Genomic DNA, 19529 nt, shown 5'->3' on the forward strand with positions numbered 1-19529 from the left:
AAAATGGATCAATCAGTTGCAACTTTAAGAGCAGAAAATATCATAAAATCTTACAAAGGAGTTAACGTCGTGAAAGGTGTTTCTTTGGAAGTGAGTCAGGGAGAAATCGTCGGTTTGCTTGGACCAAATGGTGCAGGGAAAACAACTTCTTTCTATATGATTGTTGGACTGATCAAGCCAAATGGCGGGAAGATATTTCTGAACGATACGAATATTACAAAGTATCCAATGTACAAACGTGCTCAAAACGGCATTGGCTATCTCGCACAAGAAGCTTCTATTTTTAGAAAATTGAGTATCGAAGACAATATAATGAGTGTCTTGGAGCTGACTAAAATGAATAAAAAACAACGAGAAGAAAAAATGGAAAGCCTAATTGAAGAGTTTGGCCTAAACCATATTCGAACAAATAGAGGTGATTTGCTTTCTGGTGGTGAGCGTCGACGTACTGAAATTGCACGCGCTTTAGCTACTGATCCTAAGTTCATTTTACTAGATGAACCTTTTGCAGGTGTTGATCCCGTTGCTGTTGAGGATATCCAGAAGATTGTTGCTCAACTTAAAAAGAAAAATATCGGTATTTTAATTACAGATCATAATGTTCAAGAAACGCTTGCAATTACCGATCATACTTACTTGATGTTTGAAGGTAGAATATTAAAGCATGGCGTGCCTGAAGAATTAGCCGAAGATGAAATGGTGCGTAAAGTTTATTTAGGACAAAACTTTGAATTACGTAAAAAGAAACTTTTTGATTAAGTTTTCTTTTTCTTTTTTTCTGCCGCAGGAAATAAAATATTATTTAAAATCAGCCTATAACCAGCAGATTTTGGGTGAAGCTTCAATTCTGTTTTAGGATCACCAACCATATGTCTGTAGTCTTCTGGATCATGGCCACCGTAAAAAGTGAAAAATCCTTTTCCTTTAATACCATGAATATAACGCGCTTCATTATTGATTCTGTTTTTTCCTAATACCAAAACGTGAGACTTAATCTGATTTGGATTAAACGCTGTTGTTTGTCCCATAAAACCTTTAACCATTGCTGTATGGTTTTGTGTAAGCATCGTTGGTATCGGATCCCATTTAGCTGAATATTCGCTTAAAGTAAAGTAATCTTTATCCTGAGGAACCTTCCTTTTGTCAGTCATATCAATTGATGAATATTCGTAAACCATCGGATTTTTTTCAAGAATAAAATCTGTAAAAGCAAATGTCTTCTCGTAATCAATCTTATTTTGATAGCCAGGTTCGCTCGCATCACCATCAAACATGGGTTCGCAAATATCTACACCTTCTGCAGAAAGTGCGATGTCAAAAGAATCTGTTGCACTACACATCGCAAACATAAATCCGCCGCCGACAACATAATCACGAATTTTTTTAGAAACAGCAAGTTTAGATTCTGAGACTTTATCAAAACCTAAAGATTCAGCTAAAGCCTCGGCCTCTTTTTTTTGTTCGATATACCAAGGTCTTGCGCGATAGGCTCTATAAAATTTACCATATTGTCCTGTAAAATCTTCATGATGAAGGTGAAGCCAATCGTAAAGGAGAAGTTCATCTTCTAAAACATTCTTATCATAAATTTTTTCATAAGGAATTTCAGCATAAGTTAAAACCATCGTTACTGCGTCGTCCCAGGGTGCTTTTCCGCTTGGTGTATAAACTGCAATTTTAGGAGCTTTTTCTAAAGTGATCGAACTTTTGTTTAGTGAAGGGCTGTCAATTTCTTTTAATAAGTTTTCAGCTTCATTTGTTGAAAGTATCTCATAATCAACACCGCGAATTGTGCATTCTCTTTTTAATTCATCTGATGCTGTGGTTAGAAACGAGCCACCCCGATGATTAAGCAACCATTGTACTTTTGTATTTTTTTCAAGCAACCAATAGGTGATACCATAAGCTTTTAAATGCTGACTTTGCGACTCATAATCCATAGGAATTAAAATAAAATTCGACCATGTAACTTGGGTCAAGCAAAACAAAACAATAAAAAGCTTAGTTTTCATAAGTTTTCTTTTTATTAAAAAGGAACACCGTCATCGTCGTCATGAAGATTTGGACTAGATGGTCCAAAAACATCTTCACCTTTAGGTAAATTTTGTGTTGAAATATCATCATCATTCATACTTGAGCTAATTTCGTGTAACTCTGAACCGAAGTTATCTAAGTTATCAAACTTACCAAGTTGGCCAATAAATTTCAGTCTGATGTTGTCAAGTCCACCATTTCTGTGTTTTGCAATAATAAATTCGGCCTGACCTTTTGTGCTTTCTTCCGAGCCATCATCCCAGGTATCAATATCGTAATATTCAGGTCTAAAGATAAATGAGACAATATCCGCATCTTGCTCAATTGCACCAGATTCTCTCAAGTCACTTAGTAAAGGTCTTTTACTTCCGCCTCTTGTTTCAACAGCACGAGATAACTGAGATAGAGCGATAACAGGGACGCTTAATTCTTTTGCTAGAGCTTTTAAGTTTCTGGAAATGGTAGAAATTTCTTGTTCACGGTTCCCATTTTTAGCACTTGCGCCACCAGTCATTAATTGCAAATAATCGATTACGATTAACTTGATGCCATGTTGTGAGGATAGTCGTCTTGCTTTTGCTCTCAGATCAAAAATAGATAATGAAGGTGTGTCATCAATAAACAAAGGTGCTTTCTCAAGTGATTTCACCTTGACATTCAACATCTCCCATTCATGTTTCTCTAAATTTCCTGTTCTTAACTTTTCAGAAGAAAGTTCAGTTTCAGAGGAAATCAACCTCGTGATAAGTTGCACAGATGACATCTCAAGTGAGAAAAAGGCGACAGGAATATCCTGACCCACAGCAATGTTTCTTGCCATAGATAAGGTTAATGCTGTTTTACCCATACCAGGACGTGCAGCAACAATAATTAAATCACTAGGTTGCCAACCAGAAGTAAGTTTATCGAGGTCGGTAAAGCCAGTAGGAATTCCACTTAGACCTTGTTTATTTGAAATTTCTTCAATTCTTTTTTTTGCTTGTAAAACAAGTTGTTGCGCCGTTTCTGAAGATTTCTTGATATTGCCTTGAGTAACTTCATAAAGTTTAGATTCGGCATGGTCAAGTAAATCAAAAACATCAGTGGCTTCATCAAAAGCTTCTTCAATGATTTCACTCGAAATATGGATTAATTTACGTTGAATATATTTCTGTAAAATAATTCTTGAGTGGTACTCAATATGTGCAGAAGATGAAACTTTTTGGGTGAGCTGAATGAGATAATATTCGCCACCACTAGATTTCAACTTTTTTTCTTTTTTAAGCTCGTTAGCGACTGTTAATAAGTCTATTGCTTCCCCTTTTTCAAAAAGAGTTTGAATGGCTGCATAAATATTTTTGTGAGCATCTTTATAAAATGCTTCAGGTTTTAGGATATCAATTGTTTCGTCAACACCTTTTTTGTCAATGAGCATTGCACCAATGACAACTTCCTCAAGATCAACAGCTTGAGGTGGTATTTTGCCGCGTTGCATCTCAATCACTTCTGATTTTTTCTTGAAGGTTTGTGGTGTTGTTCGTGTTTGTTCCATAAAAGCGAAAATAAGAAAATACAGCTTTTAAAACCTCGGTTTATTGTTAATTTGTTAGAGGACTTATGAACAGTCGATTTGTTCATAAAGTGTTGATAACTAAAAAAATCCGAACAAAATAAGTTGTTCGGATTTTAATAAATTATGTAAATATGAATATAATTAATCGTTGTAAACACCCATGTTGATGTATTTATTCATGCGCTCATTGACTAAATCTTCACTAGTGAGTTTCTTAAGTTCATTGTAAGTTTTAGTGATCGCATTTGCAACCGTCTTAAAGTTCTTTTCAGGATCTTTATGAGCGCCACCTAATGGTTCTTTAACGATTTGGTCGATAATTTTAAGTTTCTTCATGTCTTTAGCTGTAAGCTTTAAAGCCTCAGCCGCAGTTTGTTTATGCTCCCAGCTTCTCCATAAAATAGATGAGCAAGATTCAGGAGAAATAACAGAATACCATGTGTTTTCTAACATTAAGATTTTATCACCAACGCCAATTCCTAAAGCGCCACCACTGGCACCTTCACCAATAATGACTGAAATAATTGGTGTTTCCAATTGGCTCATTTCAAGAATGTTTCTCGCAATGGCTTCACCTTGACCTCTTTCTTCAGCTTCTAGACCTGGGAAAGCGCCTGGCGTGTCAATTAGAGTGACAACAGGAATGCCAAACTTCTCTGCGCTTTTCATTAAACGCAAAGCTTTTCGGTAACCTTCAGGGTTTGCCATACCAAAATTACGGTATTGTCTTGTTTTGGTGTTATGTCCTTTTTGTTGACCAATAAACATGTAAGATTGGTTTCCGATTTTTCCTAAACCGCCAATCATTGCTTTGTCATCACCATAATTTCTGTCACCGTGAAGTTCTAGAAAAGTATCGCCACATAAAGCCTTGATGTAGTCTAAGGTGTAAGGTCTGTTTGGGTGTCTTGAAAGCTGAACACGTTGCCAAGCAGTTAGATTTTTATAAATCTCTTTCTTTTTATCCTCGATCTTTTTCTCAAGTTGTTGACAGGTGTTGCTGACATCAACTTCGCTGTCTTCACCAATTGTACAAGCTTTCTTGTATTGTTCTTCTAGTTCTTTAATAGGTAATTCAAACTCTAAATATTCCATGATTTAGATTTTTATCAATCAATGAGCAAATATATAAAACAGTGTCGAACTTCAGCTAAAATTTTTGCTTTCAAGCTTAATTATTAATTAGCGTTTGGCTTTTCGTAAGAGAATAATGGCCAAAATGCTAAAGACAATGTTTGAAAACCAGACCGCTAGCAAAGGAGAAAACGTAGATTTCTCAGCGATTGTTCCGAAAATTTTATCCATAAAAATATAGCCAAATGCAATCACAATTCCTATCGCTAAATTAATACCCATACCGCCTCGGCGCTTCATGGCGGAGACAGAAACCGCAATAATGGTGAGTATAAATGCTGAAATAGGAATGCTCCATCTTTTATAAGCAACAACCAAGTAAGTGTTGATTAATCCCGAACCTTTCTTTTTTTCTTGTTCTATAAACTCATTGAGTTCGTTGTAGTCTAAAGTTTCAGCGATGTAATTAACTGGCGTTAGCGCTTCTATATCAAATGGCATGATAGTATCATAAGATGATTTTCTAACAAATTGATCTTCTCTTTCGCCGATATCTCTTCTTAAATAATTTGATAAAGTGTAAGTGGTGTCGTTAAACTTAATACGTCTTGCGCTTATTTTGAATTTAAGATCTTCTCCTTCAAAATGTTCTAAAGTGAAATTTTGAGCGGATTTATTTTCTGGTCTAAAATTGGTTGCATAAATGAATTCGTTGTCATTGATTTGTGTATAAACATCTTTTGTAATACGCGTTTCACGTCCTTTTTTAAGATAAGCATATTTAAACTCATTGTAACCTTCACTCGCATTAGGAAATAAATACAAACTGAAAAGCAAGGCGACGCTACAAACAATAGTTGCACCAATAATGTAAGGTCTTAAAAACCTTGTAAATGAAACCCCTGAACTCAAAAATGCAATCACCTCTGTGTTGTTTGCTAGTTTAGAGGTGAACCAAATAATGGATAAGAATAATAGGATAGGGAAGAGTAGATTGGCAAAATAAATCGTGAAATCAAGATAGTAAAGCAAAATTGCATCAAGAGGTGCTTCATTCTCTATCATGTCATCAACTTTTTCTGATAAGTCAACAACGATTCCAATAGGAATAAATAGCAGAATCAATACACCAAATGTGCCGAGATATCTTTTAAGTATGTACCAGTCTAATATTTTCAAAAGCTTAGAGTCTTGTATTCATATTTTTTACCATTTGTTCTTTCCAAGTTCTGAAAGTTCCGTCGATAATTTTTTGACGTGCTTCTCTCATCAGCCACAAATAAAAACCTAAATTATGTATTGATGCAATTTGCAGGCCTAAAAGTTCTTTCACACTAAATAAATGTCTTAAATATGCTTTTGAATAAGCAGTGTCAACCCAAGTGTAAGCATTTTCATCAATAGCAGAAAAATTGTCTTCCCACTTTTTGTTTTTGATGTTGATAAAGCCATTTGCAGTAAAAAGCATTCCATTTCTGGCGTTTCTTGTTGGCATCACACAGTCGAACATATCGACACCTAGTGCAATATTTTCGAGTAAATTAACAGGAGTCCCAACGCCCATCAAATATCTAGGCTTGTCTTCTGGCAAGATGGAATTGACGTGCTCAGTCATCGCATACATCTCATCATCAGGCTCGCCAACTGAAAGACCGCCAATTGCATTTCCTTCAGCACCGACATTAGCGATATATTCAGCGGATTGCTCTCTTAAATCTTTATAAGTGCTGCCTTGTACAATCGGGAAAAGTGTTTGATTGTGGCCGTACAGCGGATCAGTTTCATTAATGCGTTTCACACAGCGATCAAGCCAACGATGCGTCATATGCATGGAGCGTTTTGCGTAGCGATAATCACAAGGATAAGGTGTGCATTCATCAAAAGCCATGATGATGTCAGCGCCAATTTTTCTTTGGATGTCCATCACACCTTCTGGTGTAAATAAATGCGTTGAACCATCAATATGGGATTTAAATTTAACGCCGTTTTCTTTTATTTTTCGATTTGCTGAAAGCGAATAAACTTGAAAACCACCACTATCTGTCAAGATATTGCGATCCCAATTCATGAATTTATGTAAACCTCCAGCTTTTTCCAGAATGTCAGTTCCTGGTCGAAGGTAAAGATGATAAGTGTTTCCTAAAATAATATCAGGATTTATTTCTTCTTTCAGCTCGCGTTGGTGAACACCTTTAACTGTGGCTCTTGTGCCAACAGGCATAAAAATGGGCGTTTCTATTGTGCCGTGATCAGTTGTGATTTTGCCAGCTCTGGCTTTTGAATTTGGATCTACAGCTAATTTTTCAAATGTCATATCAATCTTAAATAGACGGCAAATATAATGAACTCAATTTCATTTAAAACCAAAAAACAGAATGGGTATAAGTCATTTATTTAAAGTTTGTGATTTCAAGTGAAAAAAGTTGTGCTGTTGAAATAAACTAATTCAAAAAATGGCAATGATTATTTCTAGATGAAGATGTCAATTAAACAAAAACAAGGTTGCTTTTGGAGGATTAAATTTATGATTGGAAAACTGGCTGATTTCTGATCATTCTTTCTTTTTGAAAACATAAATTCCGTTTTCATAATTTTTTGAACGCAATATTTTTGCGAAATTAGGTTCAAGGTAAAAAATATCATAAACATCACTGAGTTTCTTAATTTTGTTTGCTTTATTTTCTGAAATTTTTTTAATAATTTCTTCTAATTTCACTTCTTTATTATCAATCAAAAGGATGGCTTCATCTTTATTATAAGATTTAGAAAGTTGACCTAAAACCACATATGAATTTCTGATTTTAATGTCTTGAGTTTGGTTGATCTCCTCTCTTGTAAAGATAAAATTTTTAGTTTCATAGATATTACTTTTGTGATCAAATGAAATATTGACTACATTTTCTTTTTGTAAAACCGACTCAGGGATTTCAAGTGAAAAACTTCCTTTAAGATCCGAATAGGTTTGAAATATTTTAGCAGGTGTAATTAAGCTAATCTTTGCATCAGCGATAGGTTCTCCGCTTTTGATTGATATAATTTTGCCTTTAAAGACCTTTAAATCAATATATTTATTTGGATTAGATTTTATTTCATGAAAACTCTTTCCTGTTTTTTGATTAGAACCTGATGCTTGAATAAATTCAGTTTTAATTTTATTATTTTGTGAATGTAAGGGCTGACTAACAGATAAAGTTGCTGCGATCATGAGCCCTATAGCAACATGGTTTGTTGTCAAATTATAATTTTTAGTCGTGTCAATATCTATTAATGGTAAACTTAGTTGCTTTTGCGTCATTCTTACACAAATCTTGGCATCTGATCCTTTTAAGAGCTCAGTTATTTCAAGTTGATTGAGTTGAGTAAGGTCAATAACATTCTTTGAACATAAATCGCAAAAACGACCATTTTCAGTATATTCCATGTCTTCCCATTCTTCATCACAAGGCTTTTCAATTTTTAATGATTTACTTTTCATAGCTTAAACTTTTAGATGAATCTTAAATTTATCTATTATCGAATATACTTAATTTATTGTTAAGCTCTTTTTGGTATTAATTTTATGAATTCTATTATAAACTTTGCTTTTTTAATTGACTTGAATTTGGACGTCATTATTGAATGAGTCATAATAAATATCCTCTATGTCTTTCAATTCCTCGCCATCCATTGTAACAATGATGTAATCTATACTAAATTCTTTCTTGAGTCTTTTGGCAGCTTCTACATATTGATTAGCAAAACTTCCCATTTTTTTTGAGTATAATAATACCGAAACAAGGCTATCTTTTGGGAAATTAAATTTTTGATAGTTTTTTATATTTTTTAAAACCATAGTTTTATAGTCTATATCTGAACTCGACTTTAAATTATATTGAATAATCTTTTTAGTGACTTCATTTATTCCACAAGAAGAATTTAAACCTTGTACATTTTTGTTTTCTGGCAACTGAAGATTATCTATGATTGCTGTTTTGTTTCCTTTGACAAAGGTTAAAATTGAAGGTTGTATTTTTTTTAGAAAATCTGAGTCAGAAGCAGTTGAAACATAGTAGAATTTATTTTGTGGAATTCCAGACAAATCAGAAGTTTGTTCCAAATATTGGGAAACTATATTTGAATTTATTTTATGACTGCTTACTTGTTTTTTTGAAGTTCCACAACTTACAGTGATGGAAAAAAATAATATTAAAATAATTTTTTTTATCATTTTGATTTGATTTAATGTCATAATTATATCCTTTCTTACCTTTTTTAAGGTTATATTCTCCTTTAAGAAAAATAACATCACCATACACTTCGTCTTTAACAACTAGAAATTTTTTTAATTCTTTTTCGGTATGATATGGTGAATTAGCTAGTTCATCAGGAAAATAAATTTCCATAATGTCCTTTTTTTCTTTATTTACAACTCCCCAACCACCTATTTCTTGAGTTTCAGATATATAATATGTTTTTAGATTAAAACATCAAGTTAATTAATTAATGCTTATTTTTTGTTAAAAAATATTTTTTAACACTTAAGTGCAATTTAATTTAAATGGATTAAGTTCTTGGGTTTTATGAGGTCGTTTATATTGTGCCAATAAATTCAATCCATACTGAAAAATTGATAGAAAACTCAGCACAAAAACAACTTCACCCCAGCTTGAGTTTATAATCTGAATTAAAAACATTATTTTTGCGCAAATTTAATTTTTTATACAATAATGTCAACAACACAACAACTTCAAGATTTTGTCACGCAAGTAAGACGTGATATTCTTAGACAAGTTCATCAAGTGAATTCAGGTCACCCAGGTGGTTCTTTAGGTTGCGCAGAATTCTTTTCTGTACTTTACCAAGAAGTGATGGATTACTCAACAGATTTTAAAATGAATGGTGAAAATGAAGATTTATTCTTCTTGTCTAACGGACATATTTCTCCTGTTTTTTATAGTGTTTTAGCGCGTTCTGGTTTTTTTCCAGTTGATGAATTAAACACCTTTAGAAAAATAGATTCTCGCCTACAAGGTCATCCAACAACACATGAAGCTTTGCCAGGTATCAGAATTGCATCAGGTTCTCTTGGTCAAGGCTTATCTGTTGCTATTGGTGCAGCTGCTGCTAAAAAACTAAACAATGACGATAAGTTGATTTACACATTACACGGTGATGGTGAGTTGCAAGAAGGTCAGAATTGGGAAGCAATTATGTATGCTGCTGGGAACAAGGTGGACAACCTTATCGCAACTGTCGATTATAATAAAAAACAAATTGACGGCGCCACTGATGATGTATTACCTTTAGGAAGCTTAAAAGCAAAATTTGAAGCTTTTGATTGGGATGTGATTGAATTAAAAGAAGGGAATTCTTGTGATGCAATTAAATCTGCTTTAAATGAAGCAAAATCAAGAACAGGTAAAGGAAAACCTGTTGTGATTTTGATGGAAACTGAGATGGGTAACGGTGTCGATTTTATGATGGGAACGCACGCTTGGCATGGTAAAGCACCTAGCGATGAGCAGTTGAAAACCGCTCTTGAGCAAAATCCAGAAACTTTAGGTGATTACTAATCAATTTTAAACAAGAATTTCATGAAAACTTATAATAATACAGGTAACGTCGATACAAGATCTGGCTTTGGTGCTGGATTAGAAGAGCTCGGCAAAAAGAATCCAAATGTTGTTGCGCTTTGTGCCGACTTAATAGGTTCTTTAAAAATGGATGCTTTTAAAGAAAATCATCCAGAGCGTTTTTTTCAAATCGGAATTGCAGAAGCCAACATGATTGGTATCGCTGCGGGAATGACAATTGGTGGTAAAATTCCGTTTACAGGAACTTTTGCAAATTTCTCAACAGGTCGTGTTTATGATCAAATTCGTCAGTCTGTGGCTTATTCGGGAAAAAATGTCAAGATTTGTGCCTCTCACGCAGGTTTAACTTTAGGTGAAGATGGTGCAACCCACCAAATTTTAGAAGATATTGGTTTGATGAAAATGTTGCCTGGAATGACAGTCATCAATACTTGTGATTACAATCAAACCAAAGCTGCAACGCTTGCAATTGCAGAGCATGATGGCCCAGTTTATTTGAGATTTGGTCGTCCAAAAGTGGCAAACTTTACGCCAGAGGATCAGAAGTTTGAAATCGGTAAAGCTGTGCAATTAACTGAAGGAACTGATGTGACAATTGTTGCAACAGGACATTTAGTTTGGGAAGCGCTAGAGGCTGCAAAAGAACTTAATGAAAAGGGAGTTTCGGCTGAGGTGATTAACATTCACACAATTAAGCCATTAGATGAAAAAGCAATACTAGATTCTGTTTCAAAAACGAGATGTATTGTCACTGCAGAAGAGCATAACTTCTTTGGTGGTTTAGGCGAAAGCGTTGCGCGCACATTAGCTGAGCATCAACCTACACCTCAAGAATTTGTGGCAACGCAAGATACTTTTGGTGAAAGCGGAACACCTGCACAATTAATGGAAAAATATGGTTTAAATGCTAAAGCTATCGTTGAGAAAGCACAGAAAGTGATTAAGCGTAAATAATTCTTTCCAACTGTTAAGATTTAAAGAGCTGCTTCAAAATTGATTTAATTTTGGAGCAGTTTTTATTTTGTCAAAGTATTGACGAAGTTGTAGAGAACCTCCAAAGCTGGGTGATTATCCTTCTCTTTAGGAATAAATATCTTTTTTAGGTCAAGACTTTTGTCTTTCATGATATCTTTAACCTGTTTCTCGCTTACCTCGTGATAAGCCATTGACCAATCTTTAAATTGTTGTTCATTAATCGATCCAGTGTCAAGTAGCATCATGTCTTTATGCCTCTTGTCTTTTTCAATTGTTTTATAAAGTTTGTCAATTTTAGTTGATGGGCCTTCAATGTATTGAATGAATTTTCCTTGTATCAAAAGTAAAATGCCAGTAATTCCCAAACGCGAGTTCTTTTCACGTATATATAACAGGAAGTCTTCAACATCTTTTTGAGTCATCATTTGCGTCTGAAAACTCATGTAGGCTACAAATTTCAATTTCAAATAAATTATTAGTTTTCAGTAAATTTAAAATTTTTTTTCGAATTGTTCATTTTAAATCACTTAATTCAATTGTATGAGTTCTAAAATCTCGCTAAAATAAATAGCTTTTAGTATCTGATCAATTCTAATTGATACCTTTGTAAATAAATTTGTTTTATGGATTTGAAACTGCACAGGCCTATATGTTTTTTTGATTTAGAAACAACAGGAATTAAAATCGCTAAAGATAGAATTGTTGAAATATCTATCTTAAAAATACACCCTAATCAAAATAAGGAAAGTTACACATGGCGCGTAAATCCTGAAATGCCAATTCCACAAGAAACAACGGCTGTGCATGGCATTAAGGATGAAGACGTGGTTAATGAGCCAACTTTTAAAGAATTAGCACCTAAAGTCAATCAACTTATCGAAGGCTGTGATCTCGCTGGCTATAACAGTAACAGATTTGATATTCCGCTTTTAGCAGAAGAAATGATGCGAGCTGATATTGATTTTGATATGAAAAAAGTTCAAGCTGTTGATGTACAAACAATCTTTCACAAAAAGGAAAAAAGAACATTAGAAGCGGCTTACAAGTTTTATTGCCAAAAAGATTTAACCAACGCGCACTCTGCAGAAGCAGATACTTTAGCAACTTATGAAGTTCTGAAATCTCAATTGGATTTTTATGATGATCTTGAAAATGATACAAAATGGTTAGCAGAATTTAGTGCACATAAAAAGTTTGCTGATTTGGCCGGATTTATTACTTATAATAAAAAAGGAGAAGAAGTTTTTTCATTCGGAAAACATAAAGGCAAAAAAGTTGAAGATGTTTTAGAGAAAGAACCAGGCTATTTTGGTTGGATTCAAAATGCTGACTTTCCACTTTACACCAAAAAAGTTTTAACAAGAATCAAATTGAGAAAATTAGCGACAAAGTAAGATGAAGATAATTTGTATTGGCCGAAATTATGCAGATCATGCGGCTGAGTTGAAAAATGAAAAGCCAACTGAATCAGTCGTTTTTATGAAGCCTGATTCAGCTTTGCTTCCTAAAAAACAACCTTTTGTTATTCCTGAATTTTCTAAGGATGTGCATCACGAAGTTGAATTACTTGTGCGCATCAATAGATTAGGAAAGCATATTCAGTCAAAATTTGCACATAAATATTATGATCAAATTGGGCTTGGATTAGATTTTACAGCACGTGATTTACAAAATTCTTTAAAAGAAAAAGGCTTGCCTTGGGAAAAAGCAAAATCTTTTGATGGTGCTGCTGTGGTGTCAAATCAATGGCTTTCAGTGAGTGACTTTGAAAACTTAAATGACATTAATTTCACTTTAGAGAAAAATAACGAAATCGTTCAGGAAGGAAATTCGTCGCAAATGCTTTGGAAAATTGATGAAATCATTTCATACGTATCGCAATATTTTACTTTAAAAATCGGTGATATTATTTTTACAGGAACACCAAAAGGTGTTGGACAAGTAAAGCCAGGTGACAAATTGATTGCAAGAATTGAAGATAAAGAACTGATAAATTTGAACATTAAATAAGATGATGAAAGCTGAAATAATTACGATTGGTGATGAGATTTTAATCGGTCAAATTATTGATACCAATTCTGCCTTTTTAGCGAAACAACTCAATAAAATCGGAATTGACATTTATCAAATCACATCGATTCAGGATGAAAAGCAACATATCCTTGATACATTAATCGCTGCTAAGAAGCGTGCTGATATCGTTATTATGACAGGAGGTTTAGGGCCGACAAATGATGATATTACAAAGCATACATTGTGTGAGTTTTTTAAAGATGAACTTGTTTTAAGTCAGAATGTTTTGACGCACATCGAAAGTTTATTTAAAAAATTTATTGATTCACCTATTTTAGAAGCCAACAGAAATCAAGCTTACTTACCGTCAAAATCTATCACTTTAAAGAATGAATTTGGAACGGCAGCAGGCATGTGGTTTGAAGAGGATGACGTTATATTCATATCTATGCCAGGCGTGCCTTACGAGATGAAGTCTATTTTCGTTAACGAAGCTATTCCGCGTTTACAAGATCGTTTTGAAACACCTTATATTTTACACAAAACTGTATTGACTTATGGTTTAGGTGAAAGTGCAATTGCCGATAAATTACAAGATTGGGAAATTAATTTACCGGATTTTATCAAGCTTGCTTATCTACCAAGTTTAGGACGTGTTCGCTTGCGATTAAGCGCGAGAGGAAATGATGAGCAGCAGTTAAAAGACGCGCTCAATAACGAAGTTGAAAAGCTTAATCGTATTATCGGAGACATTATTAAAGGCTATGAAGAAGAAGCGAGTGTTGAAGAAAGAATAGCTGAATTCTGTCGTTTGAAAAACAAAACTTTGGTAACCGCAGAAAGTTGTACAGGAGGAAGATTGGCTGCCAAATTTACAGAAAACCCTGGCGCATCGAATTACTTTAAAGGTGCAGTTGTCAGTTATGCAACATCAGCAAAAAATGATGTTTTAGGAATTTCTGAAGAACTGATCTCTCAGTATTCAGTTGTGAGTGCAGAAATCACCAAAGAAATGGCAGAGCGCGTTAAAATGATGTTTAAGGCAGATTATGCAATTGCGACAACAGGAAATGCTGGCCCAACCAAAGGAGATAGCGATGCAGAAATTGGTACAGTTTTTATTGCTATTTCAACTGACTCAGAAACAAAGGTTCACGAATTTAATTTTGGTAAAAATCGTGAGCGTGTCACCGAAAAGGCTGTCAATAAAGCTTTAGAGCTGATATACGATGCTATTGAATAAAAAAACTGATATTTTTTAAATATAGTTTACTTATCTGCTTGGCTATTACGCAAAAAAGTATTTAATTTGCATCCTGTTTTAAATAACACTTAAAAATAAGAATAATGTCTAGAGTTTGTGAACTTACAGGTAAAAGAGCGATGACGGGAAATAATGTTTCTCACGCTTTAAATAGAACGAAAAGAAAATTTAGCGTTAATTTAATCAAGAAGCGTTTTTATATTCCTGAGGAAGATAAGTGGATTACTTTGAAGGTTTCAACGTCAGCGTTAAAGACAATTAATAAGAAAGGAATTTCAGCTGTTTTAAAAGAGGCTAGAGCAAAAGGTTTCTTGAAAAAATAATTAAGTTATGGCAAAGAAAGGAAATAGAGTTCAAGTGATATTAGAATGTACTGAGCATAAAGATTCTGGTTTACCAGGAACGTCTCGTTATATCACAACCAAGAATAAGAGAAATACTCCAGACCGTATAGAGTTAAAGAAATTTAACCCTATCATGAAGAAAATGACTACTCATAAAGAAATTAAATAATTAAGTTATGGCAAAGAAATCGGTAGCGACAATTCAAACAGGAAGCAAACGTTTAACGAAAGCCATTAAAATGGTAAAATCGTCAAAAAGTGGTGCTTATGCATTTGAGGAGAGAATCATGGCTCCTGAAGATGTGAATAACTATTTTAAGAAATAGTAAGTTCGACTCAATACAATATTTTTAAGCCGTTACATTCTAGTGACGGCTTTTTCTTTTTAACTATATTTGCAACTCGATCACGCAAATATCATTTTTGAATTTTGCTTAATTTTTGAGATATGAGCTTTTTTAAAAAAATTTTTTCAAAGGATAAAAAAGAAAAACTTGATGAAGGTTTAGAAAAATCTAAATCGAGCTTTTTCGGTAAACTAACCAAAGCCGTTGCTGGTAAGTCTAAAGTTGATGATGAGGTTTTAGATGATTTGGAGGAAGTCCTCATTTCTAGTGATGTTGGTGTTGCCACAACAATCAAAATTATCGATAGAATCGAAGAGCGCGTTTCTAAAGATAAGTATATGGGCACTGATGAGTTGAATCAGATTTTGCGTGAAGAAATTGCTGGTTTATTAAGTGAGCAAGAACATGGGAATTATGAATCTCTCCATATTCCTGACGGTATCAAGCCTTATGTCATTATGGTGGTAGGCGTTAACGGTGTTGGAAAGACGACAACGATTGGTAAATTAGCACAACAGTTCAAAAACAAAGGTAAAAAAGTTGTGTTGGGTGCTGGCGATACTTTTCGTGCTGCAGCCATTGATCAGCTTCAAATTTGGGCTGATAGAGTTGACGTACCAATTGTCAAACAAAAGATGGGAAGCGATCCAGCTTCTGTTGCTTTTGATACTGTGCAAAGCGCGATTACGCAAGACGCTGATGTTGTGTTGTTAGACACAGCTGGCCGTTTGCACAATAAAGTCAATTTAATGAATGAATTGACTAAAATTAAACGCGTTATGCAAAAGGTGACAGATAATGTCCCGAATGAAGTTCTCTTGGTCTTAGATGGTTCAACTGGTCAAAATGCTTTTGAACAAGCAAAACAATTTACTGCTGCGACTGAAGTCACTTCTCTTGCCGTCACAAAACTGGACGGAACTGCCAAAGGTGGCGTTGTGATCGGGATTAGTGACCAATTTAAAGTTCCTGTGAAATATATCGGTGTTGGTGAAGGTGTTGATGATTTACAAATCTTCAATAAATTTGAGTTTGTTGATTCTTTTTTTAATAAAGCTTAATGGAAAACCAACCCAAACCATTTAGCGCTGAACGCACAAAGTTGACAGTCGCTAAAATTACCGTTTTTTATGCCTTATTTTTTGTAGCGATGAAGATTGTGATCATTTTTCAAGGTGCTTGGGTACTCCCGAATTTAGTAATTTGCTTACCAATTGCGCTAACAGGTTTAGCTGCTTGGTATTTACTGAAAATAAAAAAAGTTAACTGGCTTTTTGTCATTATAAGTATTGTTGTGATATCGGCTGTGCGTTATTACGAAACTGAAGCTGTGCACTGGCTTCATTCATATTTGAATTCATAAATTTATGCGAACAAAATCGATCAAGAAAAATAAAATCAATGTTGTCACTTTGGGTTGTAGCAAAAATGTTTACGATTCAGAAGTTTTGATGGGGCAGCTTAAAGCTAATCAAAAAGATGTTGCTCATGAGCAAGAAGGTGATGTTGTCGTCATCAATACTTGTGGTTTCATTGATAATGCAAAAGAGCAATCAATCAATACAATTTTAGATTTTGTTCAACAAAAAGAAGCAGGTGAAGTTGAGAAAGTTTTTGTGACTGGTTGTTTATCTGAAAGATATAAGCCTGATTTAGAAAAAGAGATTCCAAACGTTGATCAATATTTTGGAACAACGGACTTGCCAGCTTTATTGAAGGCTTTAGGTGCAGATTATAAGCACGAGTTAATTGGTGAGCGTATGACAACAACACCTAAAAACTATGCTTTCTTAAAAATTGCAGAAGGTTGTGACAGACCTTGTTCTTTTTGTGCAATCCCATTGATGCGTGGTGGTCACAAATCAAAACCTATTGAAGAACTAGTTCAGGAAACTGAAAAATTAGCTGCAAACGGTGTCAAGGAATTGATACTTATTGCACAAGATTTAACTTATTACGGCTTAGATCTTTATAAAAAAAGAAATTTAGCAGAACTTCTTAAAGCACTGGCTGAGGTTGAAGGTATTGATTGGATTCGTTTACATTACGCATTTCCTACAGGTTTCCCAGTTGATGTGCTTGATGTGATAAGAGATGAACCTAAAGTTTGTAATTATATTGATATTCCGTTACAGCATAGTTCTACAAAATTGTTAAAATCTATGCGTCGTGGAACAACTAAAGAAAAAACGAATAAATTACTTCATAAATTTAGAGAAGTTGTCCCAGGTATGGCAATTCGAACAACTCTAATTGTTGGTTATCCGGGAGAAACCGAAGAAGATTTTGAAGAGATGAAAGCTTGGGTTAAAGAAATGAGATTTGAACGTTTAGGATGTTTTACTTATTCTCATGAAGAAAATACGCATGCTTATAATTTACAAGATGATGTTCCTGAAGATGTCAAGATGCAACGTGCTAATGAAATTATGGAAATTCAATCTCAAATTTCATGGGAACTCAATCAAGAAAAAATTGGACAAACCTTCAAATGTATCTTTGATAGAAAAGAAGGAAATTACTTCGTCGGTCGTACAGAGTTCGATTCGCCTGATGTTGATAACGAAGTTCGTGTAGATGCAAAAGATCATTACTTAAAGGTCGGTGACTTTGCAATGGTGAAAATTACCGAAGCTGAAGATTTTGATCTTTATGGTGAACCTGTTTAAAAAAATGAATTAACTTTTAATTTGTAAGCTTCTTGAATAGGTGTTTTATTTTTGTAGTAAATCTATTTCTATGATTGACTGTTTTAAATATCGTGAGACGCAACATTTTTCAGAACTTGTCTACGATTATGTAGAGCAAAGCGAGAGCTTTAAAGAATTTATTTCAAATTTTCCCTCTTATGAAAATCTTGAAAAGCAAGCCATTCAAAAAGGAAAGTCATATTTAAAGGCATCGCGAGAAGTGCTTGTTGATGCTTTAAAAAGTCAATACGCTTATGCTGAAACTTCTCAGAAAACCAGAGATAACATTGAAGCTCTATCTTTTGAAAATACATTCACGATAACGACAGGTCATCAGTTAAACTTATTTACAGGACCGCTTTATTTTATTTATAAAATCATTTCTACGCTGAATTTAGCAGAAGAAATGAATGAAAAATATCCTGATAAGAATTTTGTTCCTATTTATTGGATGGCTTCAGAAGATCATGATTTTGATGAAATCAATTTTTTCAACTTTAAAAGGAAAAAAATTCAATGGAATTCTGATCAATCTGGCGCTGTTGGAGAGTTTAACACAGAAACACTTGAAGATTTAATCCCTGAATTAGAAGAAGTTTTTGGAAATTCAAAACGTGGACAAGATTTAGTTCAACTTTTTAAGAAAGCCTATTTAGAACATTCTACTTTATTTGAAGCGACATTTTATCTCGTCAATCAGTTGTTTCAATCTTATGGTTTGGTTGTTATCGAGCCTCAGAAATCAAGTTTGAAACGTTTGTTTATTGATGAAATGAAAACTGATTTGTTACAACAAAAAGCTTCTGATTGTGTTGAAGAGCAATCTGAAAGATTAGCAGATAAAGGCTATAAGTTGCAAGTTAATCCAAGAGAAATTAATCTTTTTTATTTAAAAGAAAATCAACGTTTAAGAATTGTTCAAGAGGAGAATCATTTTCAGCTTGTTGATACAGATATACGTTTTACAAAAGATGAATTTTTAGAAGAACTGGAAAATCATCCAGAACGTTTTTCTCCAAATGTCATCATGCGACCACTTTACCAAGAAAAGATTTTGCCTAATATTTGTTATATCGGTGGAGGTGGAGAGTTGGCTTATTGGTTGCAGCTTAAATCTTATTTTGATTCACAAAACATTCCTTTTCCAATATTATTACTTCGTAATTCAGTGATGCTTTATTCAGATAAAACAGAGAAAAAGATGAAAAACCTTGACCTTAATTTATCTGATTTATTTTTATCACCAAATCAATTGGCAGACAAAAGAACTTACCAAATTACTGATATCAAAATAGATTTTAGTCAGCAAATCGAGCACTTAAAAGATCAGTTTTCAAATCTGCATCAATTGGCGCATCGCACAGATCAATCTTTTGAAGGTGCCGTTGCTGCTCAAGAACAAAAACAAATCAACGGATTGAAACATCTAGAAAAGCGTTTGTTAAAAGCCCAAAAGCGAAAGTTAAAGGATGAAATAAATCGTGTTTTATCTATTCAAGATCTTTTGTTTCCTGATGAAGGTTTGCAAGAAAGAACCCTCAATTTTAGTGAGGTTTATGCAGATTGTGGACCTGATTTTATTGACATATTAAAAGAAAATTTAAAACCACTTTCAGGGGAATTTGCTTGTATTCGTCTGAATGTTTACAATACTTAAAAACTA

The 19529-nt window shown here is 33.9% G+C and carries 22 protein-coding genes; 13 read left to right on the forward strand and 9 right to left on the reverse strand.

Annotated features, from left to right (window positions below; genetic code table 11):
• Positions 1 to 3: 3 nt before the first annotated feature.
• Entirely contained in the window at positions 4 to 759 is a 756-nt protein-coding gene (lptB, locus tag BLV84_RS09495; RefSeq protein WP_093244440.1) for an LPS export ABC transporter ATP-binding protein, read from the forward strand.
• Here the strand turns inward: lptB and BLV84_RS09500 are convergent.
• The 8 genes from BLV84_RS09500 to BLV84_RS09535 all read right to left on the reverse strand — a co-directional run bounded on the left by BLV84_RS09500 (position 756) and on the right by BLV84_RS09535 (position 9042).
• On the reverse strand, positions 756 to 2012 hold the full coding sequence (locus BLV84_RS09500; protein ID WP_200796270.1) for an asparagine synthetase B: 1257 nt from the start codon (positions 2010 to 2012) through the stop codon (positions 756 to 758). The genes lptB and BLV84_RS09500 overlap by 4 nt on opposite strands.
• Before the next feature lie 14 nt (positions 2013 to 2026).
• A complete protein-coding gene (gene dnaB, locus BLV84_RS09505; RefSeq protein ID WP_093244441.1) occupies positions 2027 to 3565 on the reverse strand; it encodes a replicative DNA helicase in 1539 nt (512 codons plus the stop codon).
• Positions 3566 to 3727: 162 nt separating this feature from the next.
• Positions 3728 to 4681 (reverse strand): acetyl-CoA carboxylase carboxyltransferase subunit alpha, encoded by a 954-nt coding sequence (locus BLV84_RS09510; RefSeq protein ID WP_093244442.1) that lies wholly within the window; start codon positions 4679 to 4681, stop codon positions 3728 to 3730.
• Between the two features lie 87 nt (positions 4682 to 4768).
• Positions 4769 to 5839 carry an LptF/LptG family permease gene (locus BLV84_RS09515; protein WP_093244443.1) on the reverse strand — a complete coding sequence of 357 codons (1071 nt, stop codon included), beginning with the start codon at positions 5837 to 5839 and terminating at the stop codon, positions 4769 to 4771.
• A 4-nt stretch (positions 5840 to 5843) separates the two neighbouring features.
• Entirely contained in the window at positions 5844 to 6974 is a 1131-nt protein-coding gene (gene tgt / locus BLV84_RS09520) for a tRNA guanosine(34) transglycosylase Tgt (protein WP_093244444.1), read from the reverse strand.
• Between the two features lie 237 nt (positions 6975 to 7211).
• Positions 7212 to 8135, reverse strand: a complete 924-nt coding sequence (locus BLV84_RS09525) for a hypothetical protein (protein ID WP_093244445.1) — start codon at positions 8133 to 8135, stop codon at positions 7212 to 7214.
• 111 nt (positions 8136 to 8246) lie between these two features.
• A complete protein-coding gene (locus BLV84_RS09530) occupies positions 8247 to 8756 on the reverse strand; it encodes a hypothetical protein (RefSeq protein ID WP_143521346.1) in 510 nt (169 codons plus the stop codon).
• 28 nt (positions 8757 to 8784) lie between these two features.
• Positions 8785 to 9042 (reverse strand): hypothetical protein, encoded by a 258-nt coding sequence (locus tag BLV84_RS09535; RefSeq protein WP_093244447.1) that lies wholly within the window; start codon positions 9040 to 9042, stop codon positions 8785 to 8787.
• 324 nt (positions 9043 to 9366) lie between these two features.
• Here BLV84_RS09535 and BLV84_RS09540 point away from each other — a divergent pair, with 324 nt between their 5' ends.
• Positions 9367 to 10212 carry a transketolase gene (locus BLV84_RS09540; protein ID WP_093244448.1) on the forward strand — a complete coding sequence of 282 codons (846 nt, stop codon included), beginning with the start codon at positions 9367 to 9369 and terminating at the stop codon, positions 10210 to 10212.
• A gap of 21 nt (positions 10213 to 10233) precedes the next feature.
• A complete protein-coding gene (locus tag BLV84_RS09545) occupies positions 10234 to 11187 on the forward strand; it encodes a transketolase family protein (protein ID WP_093244449.1) in 954 nt (317 codons plus the stop codon).
• Positions 11188 to 11249: 62 nt separating this feature from the next.
• Here BLV84_RS09545 and BLV84_RS09550 read toward each other — a convergent pair whose 3' ends face one another.
• Entirely contained in the window at positions 11250 to 11651 is a 402-nt protein-coding gene (locus tag BLV84_RS09550; RefSeq protein WP_234953128.1) for a BLUF domain-containing protein, read from the reverse strand.
• A gap of 180 nt (positions 11652 to 11831) precedes the next feature.
• On the opposite strand from BLV84_RS09550, the gene BLV84_RS09555 reads away from it, so the two are divergent.
• From BLV84_RS09555 to bshC, 10 genes are all read left to right on the forward strand, one after another.
• On the forward strand, positions 11832 to 12602 hold the full coding sequence (locus BLV84_RS09555; RefSeq protein WP_093244451.1) for a 3'-5' exonuclease: 771 nt from the start codon (positions 11832 to 11834) through the stop codon (positions 12600 to 12602).
• A 1-nt stretch (position 12603) separates the two neighbouring features.
• Positions 12604 to 13218, forward strand: coding sequence for a fumarylacetoacetate hydrolase family protein (locus tag BLV84_RS09560; protein ID WP_093244452.1), 615 nt, complete (start codon positions 12604 to 12606; stop codon positions 13216 to 13218).
• A gap of 4 nt (positions 13219 to 13222) precedes the next feature.
• Positions 13223 to 14464 carry a competence/damage-inducible protein A gene (locus BLV84_RS09565; protein ID WP_093244492.1) on the forward strand — a complete coding sequence of 414 codons (1242 nt, stop codon included), beginning with the start codon at positions 13223 to 13225 and terminating at the stop codon, positions 14462 to 14464.
• A gap of 104 nt (positions 14465 to 14568) precedes the next feature.
• Positions 14569 to 14808, forward strand: coding sequence for a 50S ribosomal protein L28 (gene rpmB / locus BLV84_RS09570; protein WP_093244453.1), 240 nt, complete (start codon positions 14569 to 14571; stop codon positions 14806 to 14808).
• Positions 14809 to 14815: 7 nt separating this feature from the next.
• Complete coding sequence (gene rpmG / locus BLV84_RS09575; protein WP_093244454.1) at positions 14816 to 14998, forward strand: 50S ribosomal protein L33; 183 nt, start codon at positions 14816 to 14818, stop codon at positions 14996 to 14998.
• A gap of 7 nt (positions 14999 to 15005) precedes the next feature.
• Positions 15006 to 15155 (forward strand): DUF4295 domain-containing protein, encoded by a 150-nt coding sequence (locus tag BLV84_RS09580; RefSeq protein ID WP_093244455.1) that lies wholly within the window; start codon positions 15006 to 15008, stop codon positions 15153 to 15155.
• Positions 15156 to 15277: 122 nt separating this feature from the next.
• The gene (gene ftsY, locus BLV84_RS09585) at positions 15278 to 16237 is read left to right on the forward strand and encodes a signal recognition particle-docking protein FtsY (RefSeq protein ID WP_093244456.1); all 960 of its coding nucleotides are present in this window, start codon (positions 15278 to 15280) and stop codon (positions 16235 to 16237) included.
• The gene (locus tag BLV84_RS09590) at positions 16237 to 16539 is read left to right on the forward strand and encodes a hypothetical protein (RefSeq protein WP_093244457.1); all 303 of its coding nucleotides are present in this window, start codon (positions 16237 to 16239) and stop codon (positions 16537 to 16539) included. Before ftsY ends, BLV84_RS09590 begins: the two co-directional genes overlap by 1 nt.
• 4 nt (positions 16540 to 16543) lie before the next feature.
• The gene (gene rimO / locus BLV84_RS09595; protein WP_093244458.1) at positions 16544 to 17845 is read left to right on the forward strand and encodes a 30S ribosomal protein S12 methylthiotransferase RimO; all 1302 of its coding nucleotides are present in this window, start codon (positions 16544 to 16546) and stop codon (positions 17843 to 17845) included.
• A gap of 70 nt (positions 17846 to 17915) precedes the next feature.
• Positions 17916 to 19523 carry a bacillithiol biosynthesis cysteine-adding enzyme BshC gene (gene bshC / locus BLV84_RS09600; RefSeq protein ID WP_093244459.1) on the forward strand — a complete coding sequence of 536 codons (1608 nt, stop codon included), beginning with the start codon at positions 17916 to 17918 and terminating at the stop codon, positions 19521 to 19523.
• Positions 19524 to 19529 lie beyond the last annotated feature (6 nt).

It is taken from the genome of Psychroflexus halocasei, from assembly GCF_900107595.1.
GTDB lineage: Bacteria > Bacteroidota > Bacteroidia > Flavobacteriales > Flavobacteriaceae > Psychroflexus > Psychroflexus halocasei.